The 16,338-nt window shown below is 69.0% G+C and carries 14 protein-coding genes and 3 pseudogenes; 10 read left to right on the top strand and 7 right to left on the bottom strand.

Annotated features, from left to right (window positions below):
* Positions 1-209: 209 nt before the first annotated feature.
* Both AB0H49_RS17005 and AB0H49_RS17000 read right to left on the bottom strand, forming a co-directional pair.
* A pseudogene (locus AB0H49_RS17005) lies at positions 210-662 on the bottom strand (SRPBCC family protein); the annotation flags it as partial.
* A gap of 18 nt (positions 663-680) precedes the next feature.
* Positions 681-1,217, bottom strand: a pseudogene (locus AB0H49_RS17000) (YbhB/YbcL family Raf kinase inhibitor-like protein); the annotation flags it as partial.
* 80 nt (positions 1,218-1,297) lie between these two features.
* Here AB0H49_RS17000 and AB0H49_RS16995 point away from each other — a divergent pair.
* Positions 1,298-1,972: a GntR family transcriptional regulator gene (locus AB0H49_RS16995; RefSeq protein WP_357252304.1), complete on the top strand. Its 675-nt coding sequence runs from the start codon at positions 1,298-1,300 to the stop codon at positions 1,970-1,972.
* Between the two features lie 69 nt (positions 1,973-2,041).
* Here the strand turns inward: AB0H49_RS16995 and AB0H49_RS16990 are convergent.
* The 4 genes and pseudogenes from AB0H49_RS16990 to prpD form a co-directional block, all read right to left on the bottom strand.
* Positions 2,042-2,131, bottom strand: a pseudogene (locus tag AB0H49_RS16990) (dihydrofolate reductase); the annotation flags it as partial.
* 15 nt (positions 2,132-2,146) lie between these two features.
* Positions 2,147-3,268, bottom strand: coding sequence for a bifunctional 2-methylcitrate synthase/citrate synthase (locus AB0H49_RS16985; protein ID WP_357252650.1), 1,122 nt, complete (start codon positions 3,266-3,268; stop codon positions 2,147-2,149).
* A gap of 2 nt (positions 3,269-3,270) precedes the next feature.
* The gene (gene prpB, locus AB0H49_RS16980; RefSeq protein WP_357252301.1) at positions 3,271-4,185 is read right to left on the bottom strand and encodes a methylisocitrate lyase; all 915 of its coding nucleotides are present in this window, start codon (positions 4,183-4,185) and stop codon (positions 3,271-3,273) included.
* Positions 4,185-5,687 (bottom strand): 2-methylcitrate dehydratase PrpD, encoded by a 1,503-nt coding sequence (gene prpD, locus AB0H49_RS16975; protein WP_357252298.1) that lies wholly within the window; start codon positions 5,685-5,687, stop codon positions 4,185-4,187. The genes prpB and prpD overlap by 1 nt, the downstream gene beginning before the upstream one ends.
* A gap of 154 nt (positions 5,688-5,841) precedes the next feature.
* Between prpD and AB0H49_RS16970 the strand changes: the two genes are divergently transcribed.
* Complete coding sequence (locus AB0H49_RS16970; protein ID WP_357252295.1) at positions 5,842-7,266, top strand: short-chain fatty acyl-CoA regulator family protein; 1,425 nt, start codon at positions 5,842-5,844, stop codon at positions 7,264-7,266.
* A 207-nt stretch (positions 7,267-7,473) separates the two neighbouring features.
* On the opposite strand, the gene AB0H49_RS16965 is transcribed toward AB0H49_RS16970, so the two are convergent.
* Positions 7,474-8,169, bottom strand: coding sequence for a hypothetical protein (locus tag AB0H49_RS16965; protein WP_357252293.1), 696 nt, complete (start codon positions 8,167-8,169; stop codon positions 7,474-7,476).
* Positions 8,170-8,395: 226 nt separating this feature from the next.
* Here AB0H49_RS16965 and AB0H49_RS16960 point away from each other — a divergent pair, with 226 nt between their 5' ends.
* Genes AB0H49_RS16960 through AB0H49_RS16925 form a run of 8 tightly spaced genes read left to right on the top strand, consistent with a single transcriptional unit; the run spans position 8,396 to position 16,338 of the window.
* Positions 8,396-9,604 (top strand): ATP-grasp domain-containing protein, encoded by a 1,209-nt coding sequence (locus AB0H49_RS16960; protein WP_357252291.1) that lies wholly within the window; start codon positions 8,396-8,398, stop codon positions 9,602-9,604.
* Positions 9,601-10,437 (top strand): hypothetical protein, encoded by an 837-nt coding sequence (locus AB0H49_RS16955; RefSeq protein WP_357252288.1) that lies wholly within the window; start codon positions 9,601-9,603, stop codon positions 10,435-10,437. Before AB0H49_RS16960 ends, AB0H49_RS16955 begins: the two co-directional genes overlap by 4 nt.
* Complete coding sequence (locus AB0H49_RS16950; RefSeq protein WP_357252286.1) at positions 10,434-11,474, top strand: PLP-dependent cysteine synthase family protein; 1,041 nt, start codon at positions 10,434-10,436, stop codon at positions 11,472-11,474. The genes AB0H49_RS16955 and AB0H49_RS16950 overlap by 4 nt, the downstream gene beginning before the upstream one ends.
* Positions 11,471-12,511, top strand: coding sequence for an enolase C-terminal domain-like protein (locus AB0H49_RS16945; protein ID WP_357252283.1), 1,041 nt, complete (start codon positions 11,471-11,473; stop codon positions 12,509-12,511). Before AB0H49_RS16950 ends, AB0H49_RS16945 begins: the two co-directional genes overlap by 4 nt.
* Entirely contained in the window at positions 12,508-13,803 is a 1,296-nt protein-coding gene (locus tag AB0H49_RS16940) for an MFS transporter (RefSeq protein ID WP_357252280.1), read from the top strand. The genes AB0H49_RS16945 and AB0H49_RS16940 overlap by 4 nt, the downstream gene beginning before the upstream one ends.
* Positions 13,800-14,630, top strand: coding sequence for a class I SAM-dependent methyltransferase (locus AB0H49_RS16935; RefSeq protein ID WP_357252277.1), 831 nt, complete (start codon positions 13,800-13,802; stop codon positions 14,628-14,630). The genes AB0H49_RS16940 and AB0H49_RS16935 overlap by 4 nt, the downstream gene beginning before the upstream one ends.
* Entirely contained in the window at positions 14,630-15,553 is a 924-nt protein-coding gene (locus AB0H49_RS16930; protein ID WP_357252274.1) for a hypothetical protein, read from the top strand. Before AB0H49_RS16935 ends, AB0H49_RS16930 begins: the two co-directional genes overlap by 1 nt.
* Positions 15,550-16,338: an ABC transporter ATP-binding protein gene (locus tag AB0H49_RS16925; protein ID WP_357252271.1), complete on the top strand. Its 789-nt coding sequence runs from the start codon at positions 15,550-15,552 to the stop codon at positions 16,336-16,338. The genes AB0H49_RS16930 and AB0H49_RS16925 overlap by 4 nt, the downstream gene beginning before the upstream one ends.

Genomic DNA, 16,338 nt, shown 5'->3' with positions numbered 1-16,338 from the left:
CCCGTTGCCGAGGCACCACCGCGTCACCCGACGAATCATCGAGAGGTGAGCGGTGGTGCCCGCGCTGCTGCACGGATCGGCGGAACCGGTGTAGTCGATGCCTGTCGCCGATCCATGCGCGACGCAAAGCGACGTGTCCGGCTCGGTTGTGGAGGCTCGGGCTGCCGGTGCAGCTGGCTCTACCTCCGAAGCATCGGACTGTCACCTGGTCATGCCGTCGCGCGTCGGCGGACGGTGCGTTCGAGGATCCCGAGGGTCGCTTTGAGGGCGGACTTCGGGACGACGGGGAAGGTCAGCCGCTTCTTCCACTCGTCGTCGAGCTCGGACCAGTCGTAATACGACGTGACCAGCGTGCCGCCCGTCGCGGGCGCCAGCCGGTAGCCGTATATGTGGCGGACATGAGGGCGGACATGGGCTTCGACGGTCCAGGCGATTTCCCGGTCCGGAACGAGTTTGGTGATGACGACCTCGACGTCGTACTTGCCCAGCGGGCGGTCCCCGAGGGCTTCCCTGTCCATGTGAACCACGAAGCGGTCGCCCGGCCGCCGGACCGATTCGCCCTCCGCGTCCATGAGCATCCCCGACGCGTCGATCTCGACGTGCCCCTGCGGGTCCGTCAGAACCGCGAAGACCGCGTCCGTGGACGCGGGGATGAATCGGGAAACCTCGATGCGCTCGGCGTTCTCGCCTGGCGTTTCCGCCGTGGCGGTCAGGACCGCTCGACCGAGAATGTGCGAGGCCATGGTGAAGCCGAGGAAGGCCGGGGTGGCGTCGGAGGGGACGCCGATGGACTCGACGTCGAGGGCATGCACCACGAGAAAGTAGCGGTGCGGGCCGTGCCCGGCGGGCGGGGCGGCGCCGATGAAGCGGGCCGCGCGGGCGTCGTTGGGCAGTTGGAAGGAACCTTCTGGCAGGCCCGAGCCGATGTCGTCCCCGGCGCCCTCGGGCAGTTCGGTGACGGTAGCGGGGATGTCGGCGACCGCCCAGTGCCAGAACCCGGACCCGGTCGGGGCGTCGGGATCGTAGACGGTGACGGCGTAACTCTTGGTGCCTTCCGGTGCGCCGCTCCAGGACAACTGCGGAGAGATGTCTTTCCCGCCGGGGACGCCGGAGGACCACTGCTCGGGCGGCAATGCGGCGCCGTCGGCGACGGTCGCGCTGGTGACGGTAAAGGATTTCACCTCGGGCAGGCGGGCGAAGGGGTCGTTGACGCTCATCTACTGGTACCTCTCGAGCCGTTGGGAATCGACCATAGAACTAATAATCGATTATCGCTCTGATCGTCTACGATATTCCCATGCCCCGGACGGCCCCCACCTCGATGACACCGGAGAAGCAGATGCTCTCCGAGCAGGTCTACGCCCATGTGCGGCAATCGATCATGCGCGGGGACTACGCACCTGGTGACGCACTCAAACCCCAAGACCTCGCCGAAGAGCAAGGCGTCAGCTTGGCCGTCGTGCGCGAAGCGCTGGTCAGGGTGGTCGGTGAGGGCCTCGCCGACCGGCTGCCCAACCGCGGCTTCGCGGTCCCGGCGTTCTCCGATCGCCGCTGGCAGGAGATCGCGGAGGCCCGCCGCACTATCGAACCGGTGGTGCTGCGCCTCTCGATCGAGCGCGGCGACGTCGACTGGGAGGCCGACGTCCGGGCCGCCCACCACCGTTTGGCCCGTACCCCGGCGTTCCTCCCGGACGAAGGCAAGCACTACAGCGAGGCATGGTCCGAAGCCCATCGGATCTTCCACCGGACGCTGCTGGAGGGTTGCGGGAACCCCGTCCTGCTCGAGACCTTCGACCGGATGTGGACCGCGAGCGAATTGGCCCGCCGCTGGTCGACGGATCGCAATCCCGGCCGAGACGGCGCCGAGGAACACCGTCGGCTGGAAGAGGCGGCACTGGCCCGCGACGCCGACACCGCGGCCGAGTTGTTGACCCACCACCTCACCCTGACCGCAGCCGCGTTGCGAGAGTGATACGCCGCGCCGCGTTCGACTCCATACGCCGCGCTGGCTGCGACCGCTCGCGCCGTCCGCCAGGCACCCTCAGTCGGCGAGGTAGCGCAGCATCACCGCGGTGTCGAAGTGCCTCGTCTCGGCCAGTCGGAGCCGGATTCGCTTGTCCAGCAAGGGGAACTGTGCCCGACGCTGTCAGGCGACGACGGAACGCTGTGGCACGCCGACGTATTCGCTCAGCGGTCGGATCAGGGCGTTGGATTCGCCCTGCTCGATGATGTGGGCGGTCCAGCCGGTGATGCGGCTCATCACGAAGATCGGGGTGAAGACCTCGATATCGAAACCGAGCAGGTAATACGCCGGGCCGGTGGGGAAGTCGAGATTCGGCTGGATGCCGGTGGCCTCGTTCATGGTGCGCTCGAGGATCTCGTACATCTGCACCCACTTGGCGCCGTCGGTGACGGCGGCGACGTCCAAGAACGCCTTCTTCATGGTCGGCACCCGGGAGTCACCGTTCTTGTAGACCCGGTGGCCGAAGCCCATGACCTTTTCCTTCTTGGCCAGCTTCTCGCGCATCCACTGCTCGGCCAGCGCCGGATCGCCGATCTCGATCATGTCGTGCATGACCGCCTCGTTCGCCCCGCCGTGCAGCGGACCCTTGAGCGCGCCGATGGCGGCGGTGACCGCGCTGTAGATGTCCGACAGCGTAGAGGTGACCACGCGGGCGGCGAAGGTGGAGGCGTTGAAGCTGTGCTCGGCGTAGAGGATCAGCGACACCTCGAACGCCTTCACCAGCTCCGGAGCCGGGACCTTGCCGAAGCACATGTTCAGGAAGTTCTCCGCGAAACCCCTGTGCGAGTGCGGCGCGATCGGATCCAAGCCCCGGCGACGCCGGTGGTCGGCGGCCACGATGGTCGGCAGCACCGCCATCATGCGCAGTGCCTTGGCGAGGTTGGCCTTCGGCGTGTTGTCGTCCTCGGCCGGGTCCTCGGCGCCCAGGTAGCTGATCGCCGTGCGCACCACATCCATCGGATGGCAGTTCTCGGGCATCTTCGCGATCAGTGCGAGAAGCGAGCGATCGGCCCGCCGCGCGGCACGTTCCCGCTGGTTGAACAGCGCGAGCTGCGCAGCGTTCGGCAGTTCGCCATACCAGAGCAGGTAGGCGACCTCCTCGAAGCTACAGTTCGCCGCCAAATCCTGGACCGCGTAGCCGCGGTAGGTCAGGGAGTTGGTTTCCGGCACCACCTTGGAGATCGAGGTGGTGTCGACGACGACGCCGGCGAGACCTTTGTAGATGGTCGGTATCGCGGTCTCCACCATCACTGGTTCCTTCCCAATGTGAAATTGAAGATGTCGGAATCGAATTCGTTGTAGCGCTGGTACTGCAGAAGCTCGTACAGGCGGCTGCGGTGCTGCATCCGGTCGAGCAGGTCGGCCTGCGTGCCCTTCTCGAAGATCTCCCGCAGCCCGGTCTCGGCGGCGTACATGGCCAGCCGCAGCGTCGTCACCGGGTAGATGACGGCGTTGTAGCCGATGGACTCCAGCGTCTCGGCCGTGAGCAGCTCGGACTTGCCGAACTCGGTCATGTTGGCCAGCAACGGAATCGAGACCGCCGCCCGGAACTTCTCGAAATCGGCGGGGGTGTGCAGGGCCTCGGTGAAGATCAGGTCCGCGCCCGCGTCGGCGTAAGCCTTCGCCCGGTCGATCGCCGCGTCGATGCCTTCGATCCCGGCGGCGTCGGTGCGCGCGCAGATCACGAAGTCCGGATCCCGGCGAGCGGCCACCGCCGCGCGCAGGCGGCGCACCATTTCGTCGGCGGGCACCACGGCCTTACCGTCCAGATGCCCGCACCGCTTCGGGTTCACCTGGTCCTCGAGGTGCAGACCCGCGATTCCGGCGTCCTCCATGATGGTGACGGTGCGCGCGGCGCTCATGGGTTCGCCGAATCCGGTGTCGGCGTCGATGAGCACCGGCAGGTCGGTGACCCGCGCGATCTGCTGACCGCGACCGGCGACCTCGGTGAGCGTGGTGAGGCCGATATCCGGCAGGCCGAGGTCGGCTGAGAGCACCGCGCCCGAGACATAGACGCCTTCGAAGCCGATCTCCTGAATCAGCTTGGCCACCAGCGGGTTGAACGCGCCCGGGAAGCGCTGGACCTGCCCCGAGGTCAGTCCTGCCTTGAACGCGGCCCGCTTGTCGGCGGCGGAGGTGGCGGCAGCCAGGAGCCCGGTCATCAGAACAGACCCTTCGGGGACTTGGGCGCGCGGGCGAGCACGTCCGCCGAGACGGTGAAATTGAGCTCCGACAGCTCGGCGGCGGACAGCTCGCCCGCGCGCTGGACCACTTCCAGGAAGCGATCCTGCTCGGCGGGCTCCACGACGCCCTCGGCGAGGGTGCGGAACTTCGCGATGTACTGCTCGCGGGCGAACGGCCGCGCGCCGAGCGGATGGGCGTCGGCGACCGCGAGCTCGTCGGTGATGACCTCACCGCTCTTCAGGGTGACCTCGGCGCGCGCGCCGAAGGCCTTCTCGTTCGGGTCGGTGGAGTGGTAGCGCCGCGTCCACTCGGCGTCCTCCGCGGTGGAGATCTTCTTCCACAGCTCGATGGTGTCCGGGCGCTGCGCACGCTCCGGAGCGTAGGAGCGCTCGTGGTGCCACGTGCCGTCCTGCAGCGCGACCGCGAAGATGTACATGACCGAGTGGTCGAGGGTTTCGCGAGAGGCGAAGGGATCGAACTTCTGCGGATCGTTGGATCCGGTGCCGATCACGTAGTGGGTGTGGTGGCTGGTGTGGAGCACGATCGAGGCGATCTGATCCAGGTCGCCGATGCGATCGCGCATACGCCGCGCCAGGTCGATCGGAGCCTGGCTCTGGTACTCGGCGGAATGTTCCTTGGTGTAGGTGTCGAGGATGCCGCGCTTGGCCTCGCCCGGGCTGGGCAGCGGCACGATGTACTCCTTGCCGGGACCGCCGAGCAGCCAGGCGATCACGCCGTCCTCGCCTTCCCAGATCGGCGAGGGCGCGCCCTCGCCGCGCAGCGCGCGATCCACGGCCTCGACGGCCATCTTCCCGGCGAACGCGGGCGCGTAGGCCTTCCAGCTGGAGATCTCGCCCTTGCGGGACTGGCGGGTGGCGGTGGTGGTGTGCAGCGCCTGGCCGATGGCCTGGTAGATGGTCTCGGTGTCCAGGCCGAGCAGCGTGCCGATACCGGCAGCGGCCGAGGGGCCCAAGTGCGCTACATGGTCGATCTTGTGCTCGTGCAGGCAGATTCCGCGCACCAGATCCACCTGGATCTCGTAGCCGGTCGCCAGACCACGGATCAGGTCGCGGCCGCTGCGGCCGGTGTGCTGGGCCACGGCCAGGATCGCGGGGATGTTGTCACCCGGGTGCGAGTACTCCGCGGCGAGGAAGGTGTCGTGGAAGTCGAGTTCGCGCACGGCGACGCCGTTGGCCCAGGCCGCCCACTCCGGCGAGAAACGGCCCTCGACGCCGAAGACCGTCGCGCCCGGCTGGTAAGGGTGGGTCAGCGCCTGCGCGCGGGCATTGGCGACCGGACGGCGGGTGACCGAGGCCGCGGCGACAGCCGCGTTGTCGATGATCCGGTTGACGATCATCTCTTCCGTGTCCGCAGCAACCTCCACGGCATCCGCGGCCACCTCGGCGATCTTCCACGCGAGATGCTCCTCGCGCGGAAAGTGCTCCGCAGAACGGTAGGTGCGGACGAGATGGTTCTTCACGGTCGAAGCCTCCAAGAAGTCGATTTTCACCGGTACATTTCGCACGCTACACAGCGCCAAGTCCGAGGGAAATGTCACGCAAATGCCTAATTTTGTGGAAATGGATCTGTGAAATTGTGAAAGTTGTGGAAGCCGAAGCCACTAGACTGAACGCATGCAGAAGATGTACGCGGGTGCTCGGTTGCGCACGCTCCGGGAACAGCGCGGGCTCTCGCAGTCGGCGCTGGCGAAGGAGGTGGGGCTATCGGTGAGCTACATCAATCAGCTGGAGCACGATCAACGTCCGCTGACCGTTCCGGTGCTGCTGCGCCTCAATGCGCGCTACGACCTCGACATGGGCTTCTTCGCCGCCGACACCGACGCCCGGCTCATCGCCGACCTGCAGGATGTGTTCGCCGAGGACCCCGACGGCGCGAGCATCACCACGGCCGAGATGGACGACTTGGTGGCCCGAGTGCCCGCGGCCGCGCGGCTGCTGGTCGGCTTGCATCGGCGCTTGCGCGGCGCTACCGAGCAGATGGAGCGGGTGTCGGCCGGAATCGAAGGCGCCATAACGGGTTCCGCTTCCGTTATGCCCTACGAGGACGTCCGCGACTACTTCTACGACCGACGCAACCATATTCCCGAACTCGACCTGGCCGCCGAGGAGCTGTTCGCCCGCAACGGATTTAGCCTGGGCGGCCTGGACCTGCAGCTGACCCGGCTGCTGCGCGAACAGCACGGCATCGCGGTGGCGATACGCACCGACGATCCCGATCACCCTGGCCCCAAACGGGTCTACGATCCGAACGGGAACGTGCTGACCCTGGCGCGGCGGCTCAGCCCAGGGCAACGCGCGTTCCAGCTGGCCACGCAGCTGGCCTTTCTCACTCAGGCCCGGGTCATCGCCGACCTGATCGACGACGCGGACACCGTGCCCGAAGGTTCGCGCGGACTGCTGCGCATCGGGCTTGCCAACTATTTCGCCGGAGCGCTGATCCTGCCCTACACCCAGTTCTGGGACGCGGCCGAAACCCTGCGCTACGACATCGAATTGCTGGCGGCGAAATTCGAGGTCGGCTTCGAGACCGTCTGCCACCGCCTGTCGACCCTGCAGCGTCCCGGCAAGCGGGGCGTGCCGTTCTTCTTCGTCCGCACCGACCGTGCCGGAAACATCTCGAAACGCCAGTCCGCCACCGCCTTTCACTTTTCCCGGGTGGGCGGCAGCTGCCCGCTGTGGGTGGTGCACGAGGCGTTCGCCACCCCGGGCAGCATCCGCACCCAGATCGCGCGGATGCCCGACGGACGCAACTACCTGTGGCTGGCCCGAACCACCGACGAGAAGACTCCCGGATATCTCTCTGCCAAAAGGGATTTCGCCATCGGCCTGGGTTGCGACCTGGCCTACGCGGGCAAGCTCGTCTACTCGCACGGACTGCCCGTCGACGACCCGCGCACTGCGGTGCCGATCGGCGCGGGCTGCAAGGTCTGCGAGCGAACCGACTGCGCACAGCGCGCCTTTCCGCAACTGGGCCGCCCGATTCGCGTGGACGACAACAGTTCCCAGAACATCCCCTACGTACCGACGACAGCGAGCTGACCTCGGTTCGCGGCCTTCCCGCGCTGTTCTCTAGGGGATGTCCGTTACGGCAGGGTGACCAGGAGCACGCGATCGGCCGGTGCGATGTATTCGCCGAACCGTCTTTGTCGAGGAGAACGATGGTATCGCCCGGTTCGGGCTCACGAATCTTGCTGCAGCACGAGGCCGACCGGGTGGCCGGTCGTGTGACCAGCCACCCGGGGATAGTCACTTCGCGGTCGGGGTGAACGGTGCGTTGATGGTGGTGAAGTACTGGATGGCCGCGCCGATGGCGACCGGTGCGGTCACGAAGATCTGGCCTGCGAGAGTTCCGAGGGCGCCGACGGCGAGGATGCCGCCGATGCAGCCGACGGCGGCGGCGGGGATGAAGGGCCCGAAGAGGCCGACGATGGTGGCCGAGGCGACCGTAGCCCCGACGATGCCGCCGAGCACGCAGCCGACGGCGCCGCCGCCGAGGCCGCCGACCAGGGTGCCGATGCTGGCGCCCATGCTGATGGTGCTGGTCATCCGGGACCAGGCTGCCTGCTCCCGTTCGTATTCGGTCTTCCACGGCGCCTTGTCCTCGAAGGGCAGCGCGACCGGCTTGTAGACGGCCTTGTCCATGGACAGTTCCGGGGTGAGGGTCGCGGTGCGGCCGTCGATGTCGGCGCGGATCGGGAACTGGAAGTCATCGATGCCGAAGGTCAGCGGGGTCGCGGCGATCACGGTCCCACTCGGCGACTTCACCTTCAGCGCTCCGTCCTCGACCGCCAATGCACCGGAATCGATCTCGATGATCGAGGCGGTGTCGGTGGCGTGCGCGGTGAAGGACACCGGCGATTCCGGTGTGGCGTGCGCGGTGGCGGTGGCGGTGGTCAGCGCGGCCAGAGCCAGCGCGGGCAGAGCCAGGGTCCTCATCAGCATGGAGATGTTCCTCGTTGTCGAACAGTGCCGAGCGGTGCGTCGGCTGCCCTACTATTGATAATGATTATCGTTAGCGCAAATCGGTCGACGAAACGCGCTGTGCCGCAAGGGCGTCGCGCCGCTGACTTGTCGTCTATTTAAAGATAATGGTTATCATTAGCGTCTGCGTGAGGTTTGGAGGCTTCTGTTGGGACACCTGCTGATGGTGGAGAGCTGGGTCGGATCGATGAGCACACTGCTGCCGGCCGGAATCGGGGACAGCGGGCACACGTTCAGCTTCCTGACTCGCGATCTGGGGCACTACCTGCGCGGGAAGCCGGGTACGCATCCGCTGCTCGGCGCGGCCAATGTGCTCACCGCCGAGACCAATGACGAGGACACGCTGCTGCCGTACGTGCGGCGCCTGCACGAGGTGCTCGGCTTCGACGGGGTGCTGTCGTCCTGCGACTACTACCTGGCCACCGTGGCGGCGATCGCCGCCGACTTGGGTCTGCCCGGCCCCGGCCGCGACGCGGTCGCCGCGGCCTGCCAGAAGCACCGCACCCGGGAACTGTGCGGAGCCGCGGGCGTTCCGGGTCCGGCGTTCGCGGTGGTGACGGGCGCCGAGGAGGCCGTCGAGGCGGCGCGGGGCATCGGATACCCGGTGGTGGTCAAACCGGTCGACTTGTGCGGCGGCATGTTCGTGACCCGCGCCGAGGACGACGCCCAACTGCGCGAGGCGCTGGACGCGCTCGGCGGATTCCCACGCAATGCCCGCGGCCAGGAGCGCTCACCTCAGGTACTCGTCGAAAAGCTCCTGCATGGACCGGAATTCAGTGTCGAGACGGTGACCGCCCGCGGCATCACCACGGTGGTCGGGGTCACCGACAAACGGCTCACCGGCGCCCCGGCGTTCATCGAGGCGGGACACATGTTCCCCGCCGCGCTCTCCCCGGCCGAACACGACGCCCTCACCGGCACGGCCCGCGCCGCGATCTCCGCGCTCGGTCTCGACGACACCGTCGCCCACATCGAGATCATGCTCACCGCGGAAGGTCCGCGTTTGATCGAGGTGAACCCGCGCCCGGCGGGCAACCGCATCACCGAACTCGTCCGCCGGGTCACCGGCATCGATCTGGCGGCCGTCCACGCGCAGGTCGCCGCGGGGCAGACGCCCGATCTGACGGTGCGGCCCACCGGAATCGGCAGTGCCGCCATCGCTTTCGTGGTGCCACAGGAGGCGGGCACCTTGACCGCGCTGACGGGTGCGCAGGACTGGCCGCTCGACCCGCGGATCGTCGAGCACACCCTCGCCGAACCCGGCGCGACCGTGCGGGCCGCGACGAACAACAACAACTATCTCGGTCACGTCATGGTTGCCGTCGAATCCGCTGACACCGCAGGCGATCTCGCTCAGTCGCTGATCGAAAAGCTGTCGGTCGAGGTCGCCTCATGAGTCCCGTGCAGACCACCGCCGCGCATTCGGTCGCCGAACTCCTGACCCGGGCCGCGGACGGACGCCTCGGCCCCGACCCGGCGACCCTCACGATCTCCAACGCCTTCCTCACCCGATACGACACCCGCCACCGAGGCAGCCGCAGCGGCTACCGCAATGCCGTGCTCGGCCTGCGCACCGGAGCCTCGGTCGGCTCGTGCAGTGTCGAGCCCACCGCCGACAACGACGAACTGCTCGACGACTGTGTCGGCGTCCGCGTGGCCGATCTCCTGCGGCACCCGCTGCTCCCGGTGCGCATCGCCGCCTTGGACGCCTATCTGATGCACCTGCGCCCGCATCCGGCGGCAGTCGGCACGATGGCCCGTGCGGTGACGATCGAGCCCGGCGACAGCCTGACGAAATCGCGGCAGCGGGCGCGGGCGGTGGTGGCGCTGCTGCCCGACCGCACCCGCCGCGTGCTGGTCGTCGGCGTGGTCGGGTCGCTGCTCGCCGCGCTGCGTGAGCGCGGAATAACTTATATCCCTTGCGATTTCGCTGGCGGCACCACCGAGTGGGGCGAACCGGTGCATCGCGACCTCGACGGAGTCGACCGCGACTACGACGCCATGCTGGTGACCGGGATGACCTTGGGCAACGGTTCCTTCGACGCTTTGGCGGCCGAGGCTCGGGACCGCTCGCTCCCGCTCGTCGCCTACGCCCAGAGTGGCAGTGCGGTGCTGCCGTGGTTCCTCGGCGCCGGTGTGTACGCCGTGTCGGCCGAGCCGTATCCGTTCTTCTCTCTCGACGGCGGACCGAGCACTCTGTTCCACTACCGCGGCGGGGTGGACGAGTGAAACCCCAACCGGATCTGCTGGCATTGGTCGGCGGTACTCCCGTGATCCCGGTCCCGGCCGGCGCCACCCACTATCTGGCCAAACTGGAGGCGGCGAGCATCGCGGGAATGAAAGCACGCGCCGCGGTCTCCATGCTGACCGCCGCCCGCGCCCGCGGCGAGCTCGCGGCCGGTGCGCCGGTGATCGAATCCACCAGCGGCACACTGGGACTTGGCCTCGCCCTGGCGGGCAAAGCGCTCGGCCATCCGGTGACCCTCGTGGTCGACGCCGGTCTCGAACCGGAGATGCGCTCCCTGTTCACCGCCTTCGGCGTCGGACTCGACATCGTCACCGAACCACACCCCGACGGTGGATGGCAGCAGGCCCGCCTCGACCGGCTCGCCGCCCTCGTTGCCGCGACACCGGGCGTCTACTGGCCCGACCAGTACGACAACCCCGACAACGCGGCCGGATACACCGCCATGGGCCAGGAGATACTGGACCAAGTCGACCGAGCCGACGTCCTGGTCGCCGCGATCGGGTCGGGCGGGCACTGCGCGGGCCTGACCCGGGTCCTGCGCACCCGCTGGCCGGATCTGCGGGTCGTCGGCGTGGACGCGACCGGGTCGCGGATCTTCGGCCAGCCCGACCGGCCGCGCCTGATGCGCGGCCTCGGCAGCAGCATCCTGCCGCGCAATGTGGCCTACGACGACTTCGACGAGGTGCACTGGGTCGGTGCGGCCGAAGCGGTGGCCTCCTGCCGGGAGCTCGCCGCACGGACCGGCGTCGCCGGTGGCTGGAGCACCGGGGCGACCGCCCTGGTCGCGGACTGGCTGGCTCGGCGCGAACCCGATTCCCGCGTCCTCACGGTGTTTCCGGACGGACCGCATCGCTACCTGCGCTCGATCTACGACGACGACTGGTGCCGCCGGAACGGTCTCACCGCGATACCGGCCACCGAACCGGACGAGCTCGCCGCCCCGGATGCCGCCGAGGTCCACGGCTGGGCTCGGTGCGCGGTGGTGCGTGATCCCCGTCGCGAGCAGGTGGGAGCATGAGGATCACCTGGCAGACCGACCGGCTGGAACTTGCTCGCCCCCTTCGCATCTCCCGCGCGAGCATGTCCGGACGCGACGCGGTGTGGGTGCGCCTGAGCGACGGGGAAGACCACGGCTGGGGTGAAGTGGTCACCAGCCCCCGGCTGGGACTCGACACCGTCCGCATCACCACCGCGCTCACCGAACTGGCCGCCCGGGTCGAGGCATGCGATGCGCCCGAACAACTTCGCGCGAACCTGTCCGGCTTGCGCACCACCTTCCCGCCGCCGGTGGTCTGCGCCGTCGACAGCGCGGTGCACGACCTGCTGGCCCGCCGCGCAGGCGTGTCCGTCGCGACGTATCTCGGCTTGCCTCAGCGCGTTCGGGTACCGACCGCCTGCACGATCGGCCTGACGAGCGTCGCCGAGGCCGGCGACCGCACCGCCGAACTGATCGCTGCCGGGTTCTCCGTCGTGAAGATGAAACTCGGCGCGCCCGACCCCGCCGACGACATCGCCCGCGTCCGCGCGGTGCGTGCCGTCGCCCCGTCGGCGACCCTGCTGCTCGACCCCAACGGCGCCTGGGACGCCGCTACCGCGGTGACGGTGCTGCGGACATTGGCCGAGCTCGATATCGCCGCCGTCGAGCAGCCGGTGCCCGCCGGTCGGCCCGCGTGGCTGGCCGAGGTCGCCGCCCGTGCGCCGATGCCGGTGATCGCCGACGAGGACGCGGGCACCGTCGCCGACCTGGACCGGCTACCGGACGGGATCGGCGGCATCAACATCAAACTCGCCGAATGCGGCGGGCTCGATGCCGCGCTCGCCATGATCGGCCACGCCCGCGACCGCGGCCTGGACGTGATGCTCGGCTGCCAGGCCGCCAGCTCGCTCGGCATCGCCCCGGCGGTGCATCTGCTCGGCGCCGCACGCTGGGTCGACCTCGACGGGCACCTGCTACTGGCCGAGGACCCGTGGACCGGCCTCGGAGCAGCCGACGGCGTCCTGAGCACACCGGCCGGACCTGGTCTCGGCGTCACCACCGCGGTGGCCGCGCGGTGAGCGCCTTGATGGAGCTGCGGAGTCTCCCGCGTTCGGTGCGGTTGCTGCTGGCCAATCAGTGCCTGGGCAATATCGGGTTCTTCATGCTTGTGCCGTTTCTGGCCGACTACCTGCGCACGGATTTGGCGCTGTCGGTGACGGTCGTCGGCGTTGTCCTCGGCGTACGCAATCTCAGCCAGCAAGGCTTGTTCCTGGTGGGTGGGTCGGCCGCGGACCGGCTCGGCGCGCGCGGGGTGATCATCGTGGGCGCTGGCATCCGCGCGATCGGTTTCGTGCTGTTCGCGATCGGTGGGTCGCTGCCGGTGGTGCTGGCCGGGTCGGTGCTCACCGGATTCGCGGGCGCCCTGTTCAACCCGGCCGTGCGCGCCTACATCGCTCGTGACAGCGAGGACCGCGCGGCGCAAGCTTTCGCTTGGTTCAACGTGTTCGGCAATGCCGGGTGCGCGCTCGGTCCGGTGATTGGGACCGTGCTGGTGGGAGTGGGTTTCCGGATCACCGCGCTGACGGCGGCAGCGGTGTTCGCCGGATTGACCGTGGCGCAGCTGCTGCTCCTGCCGAACCGGCCCGTACCGCCGAGCGGCACCACCTTGCGCGCGGATTTCGCCACCGTGTTCACCGACCGCCGGTTCTGGGCGTTCTCGCTGGCGCTGGCCGGATTGTTCGTGCTGCAGAGCCAGCTGTACTTGCTGTTCACCCTGCAAGCACGCGACCTGGCCGGGGCCGCCGCGGGTCCGGCCGCCGTCGCCGCCCTCTTCGTCGTGGAGACCGTCGCGGTGGTGGTGTTGCAGGTTCCGGTGACCAGAGTGCTGGGCCGCCGCGGCGAGCGCGGCCCGATGATGGCCGCCGGAATGGCTTTGCTCGGCGCGGCATTCCTGCCGGTACCTCTGGCGGCAGCAGCCGATCCTCCCGCAGGGACCGCCGTCGCCGAGGTCGCCGTGCGCATCGCTCCCGTCCTGCTCGGCGCGGTGGTGCTGGCACTGGGGGTGACGGTGGCGCAGCCGTTCGTGAACGAGGCCATCCCACGCTTCTCCGGCCCCACCCTCACCGGAACCTATTACGGCGCTTTCTATTTGGCTTCGGGCCTGCTCACGTTGGCCGCCGGTGCGCTGGTCGGCGCGGTCGTCGACCACGGCGGCGGGCCGCTGGGGTGGCCGCCCGCCCTGGTGTGCGCCGCCGTCGGATTCGGCTCGGCCGCAGCGGTCTTGGCCTTGCACCGCGCGCGTCTCCTGCCCGGCCCCGAAGTATCGACCTCCCCGGCGCAGTCGCTGCGCCCCGCGAAAGGCAACCGATGACCCCCGCAGGCCCGGTCCGCTTCAGCGAGAACCTGCTCACCGACAATCCCGCTCTCTACGAGCGCACCTTCCCCGGCACGGGTGCGGACAACGCGCGATTCGTCGCCGACCTGGTGGACCGCTTCGGCACCGGCCCGCGGCTCAGCCTGCTCGACGCGGGCTCGGGCACCGGCCGCGACGCCGCCCGCTTGGCCGAACTCGGCTTTCGGGTGCGCGGCGTCGACCTGTCCGAACAGATGGTCCGCTACGCCCGGACCCGTTGCCCCGCCGTCGAATTCGTGGTCGGCGACCTGCGCACCCTCGATACCCCGGCCCCGGTGGACGTGCTCACCTGTCTTGGCAGCACCCTGCTGCACCTGCACGACACCGCCGACGTGCTTACCGCACTGCACCGTTTCGCCTCCTGCCTGCGGCCGGGCGGCCTGCTCGTCCTCGAGATGCGCAACGGCGCCTTCCTGCTGACCGACCGCGGCCGTCGCGAACTTCTCGACGACCAGCCGCAGCGACACATCGAATGGGAGGGACTGACCTACACCTCGCGCACCCGCCTCACCGTCGACTTGCCCGCCCAGCTGCTGCGCCGGGAACGGGTCTGGACCTGGCCGGGCTGCGCGGAGCCGGTCGCGAAGCACACCGCCTGGCGGCTGCTCTTCCCGCAGGAACTGCGTCACTTGCTCGACAGTGCCGGATTCGAGGTGCTGGCCCTGTTCGACCAACCGGGCCCGCTGACCACACCGGCGTGGCCCGGTGACGGAACACTCGGCGACCGTCTCGACGGCGACCGACTGCACGTGGTCGCCCGCCAGGCCCGTGGCGGGGAGGCATGATGAGCATCCCGATCCGCGTCGGCGTCGGCGCAGCCTTCGGCAGTTGTGGCGAACTTCTCCAGGGCGTCACCGCCGAGAACGGGCGCGATTTCCTGGTCACCCTGCCGATCACTCGCGGCTCGGTGGCCGTGTTCGAACCCGACGCCGGCCGCGACGACGTGACCGTCGTGCCCGCCCACAAGACCAAGTCGCGTGCTGTCGCGGCCGCCGTGCTCGCCGGATCCGCGGCGCTGCGCGGCGGCGTGCTCACCGTGCTCGGTGACCTGCCCGAGGGTAAGGGCCTGGCAAGCTCCACCGCCGACTTGGTCGCGACCGCACGCGCCGTCGCCGACGCGGAGGGCAGGACACTGGCCGCCACCGAGATCGAGGCCGTCTTGCGCGGCATCGAACCCTCCGACGGCATCATGTATCCGGGAGCCGTGGCCTACTACCATCGCGAGGTCCGCCTGCTGGCCGCGCTCGGCGCGCTGCCGCCGCTGACCGTCGTCACCGGTGACGAGGGCGGCTGTGTCGACACGGTCGCCTTCGACCGGAATCGGCCTGCCGTGCCGCCCGTCATCGCACGCGAATACAGTTCGCTGCTCGCCACACTGACCGAGGCCGTCGCCCGGGGCGATGCCGCCACCATCGGCGCGGTGTCCACCCGCAGCGCCCGCCTCAGCGCACCGCTGCGTGAGCGTCCGCACCTGGAAGCCACCATCGCCGCCGCCGAACGCATCGGCGCTCTCGGCGTTGTCGTCGCGCACAGCGGAACAACCACCGGCATCCTGCTCGACGAGCGCGACCCCGAGGTGGCGGCGAAAACGGTCGCGGCACAGCGGGTTTGTGCGCAGTTCGCGGTGTCGGTGGACGTACATCGCTCGTGGCGCCCCGGTCCACCCGAGGGCATCTCCCGGCTGTTCGCCGAGGCGGCGAGCCGATGATCACAGTGCGCGACATCGAATTCGCCTACGGCGGCGCGGTCGTACTCGACGGCGTCGGCCTCGTCGCCGAACCCGGTGACATCGTCGGGCTCATCGGTCCCAACGGGTCGGGCAAGTCCACCCTGCTGCGGCTGATCTACCGGGCGCTGCGTCCGACCTCCGGCGTGATCACCGTCGACGACATCCCCATCACCGGCCTGCGGGGGCGGGAGCTGGCGGAGCGGCTCGCGGTGGTCACTCAGGAATCCGCCGCGGACACCCCCATGACCGTCACGGAATCGGTCCTGCTCGGCCGCGCACCGTGGGCCAATGCGGTGCAGGGCATTTCGCGGGCGGACCGGATCACCGCGGCCGCCGCGCTGGCACGAGTCGGCGCCCGGCATCTGGCCGAGCGGCCGTTCGCGCACCTGTCCGGCGGAGAACGCCAGCGGGTGCTGATCGCCCGCGCCCTCGCCCAGCAAGCCGACCACCTGCTGCTCGACGAGCCAACCAACCATCTCGACATCGGCTACCAGCACGAGCTCCTCGGCCTGGTCCGTGACCTACCTGGCACGACAACGATCGTCGTCCTGCACGATCTGAATCTGGCCGCCCGCTACTGCGACCGCCTTGTCCTGTTGCACCACGGACGAGTCCGCGCGGCGGGCACGGTGGACGAAGTGCTCACACCGGACATCCTCGAACCCGTCTACGGCGTCGCCGTGCAGCGGGCCGACGCGTTCGGTGCGCCGCAGCTGCTCTTCGGTCCGCGCGCGGGCACCGAGGAGAAGGTGGCGCTGCGATGA

The sequence above is a fragment of the Nocardia sp. NPDC050713 genome (assembly GCF_040654315.1).
Lineage (GTDB): Bacteria > Actinomycetota > Actinomycetes > Mycobacteriales > Mycobacteriaceae > Nocardia.
This window is presented reverse-complemented; position numbering and strand designations above follow the sequence as displayed.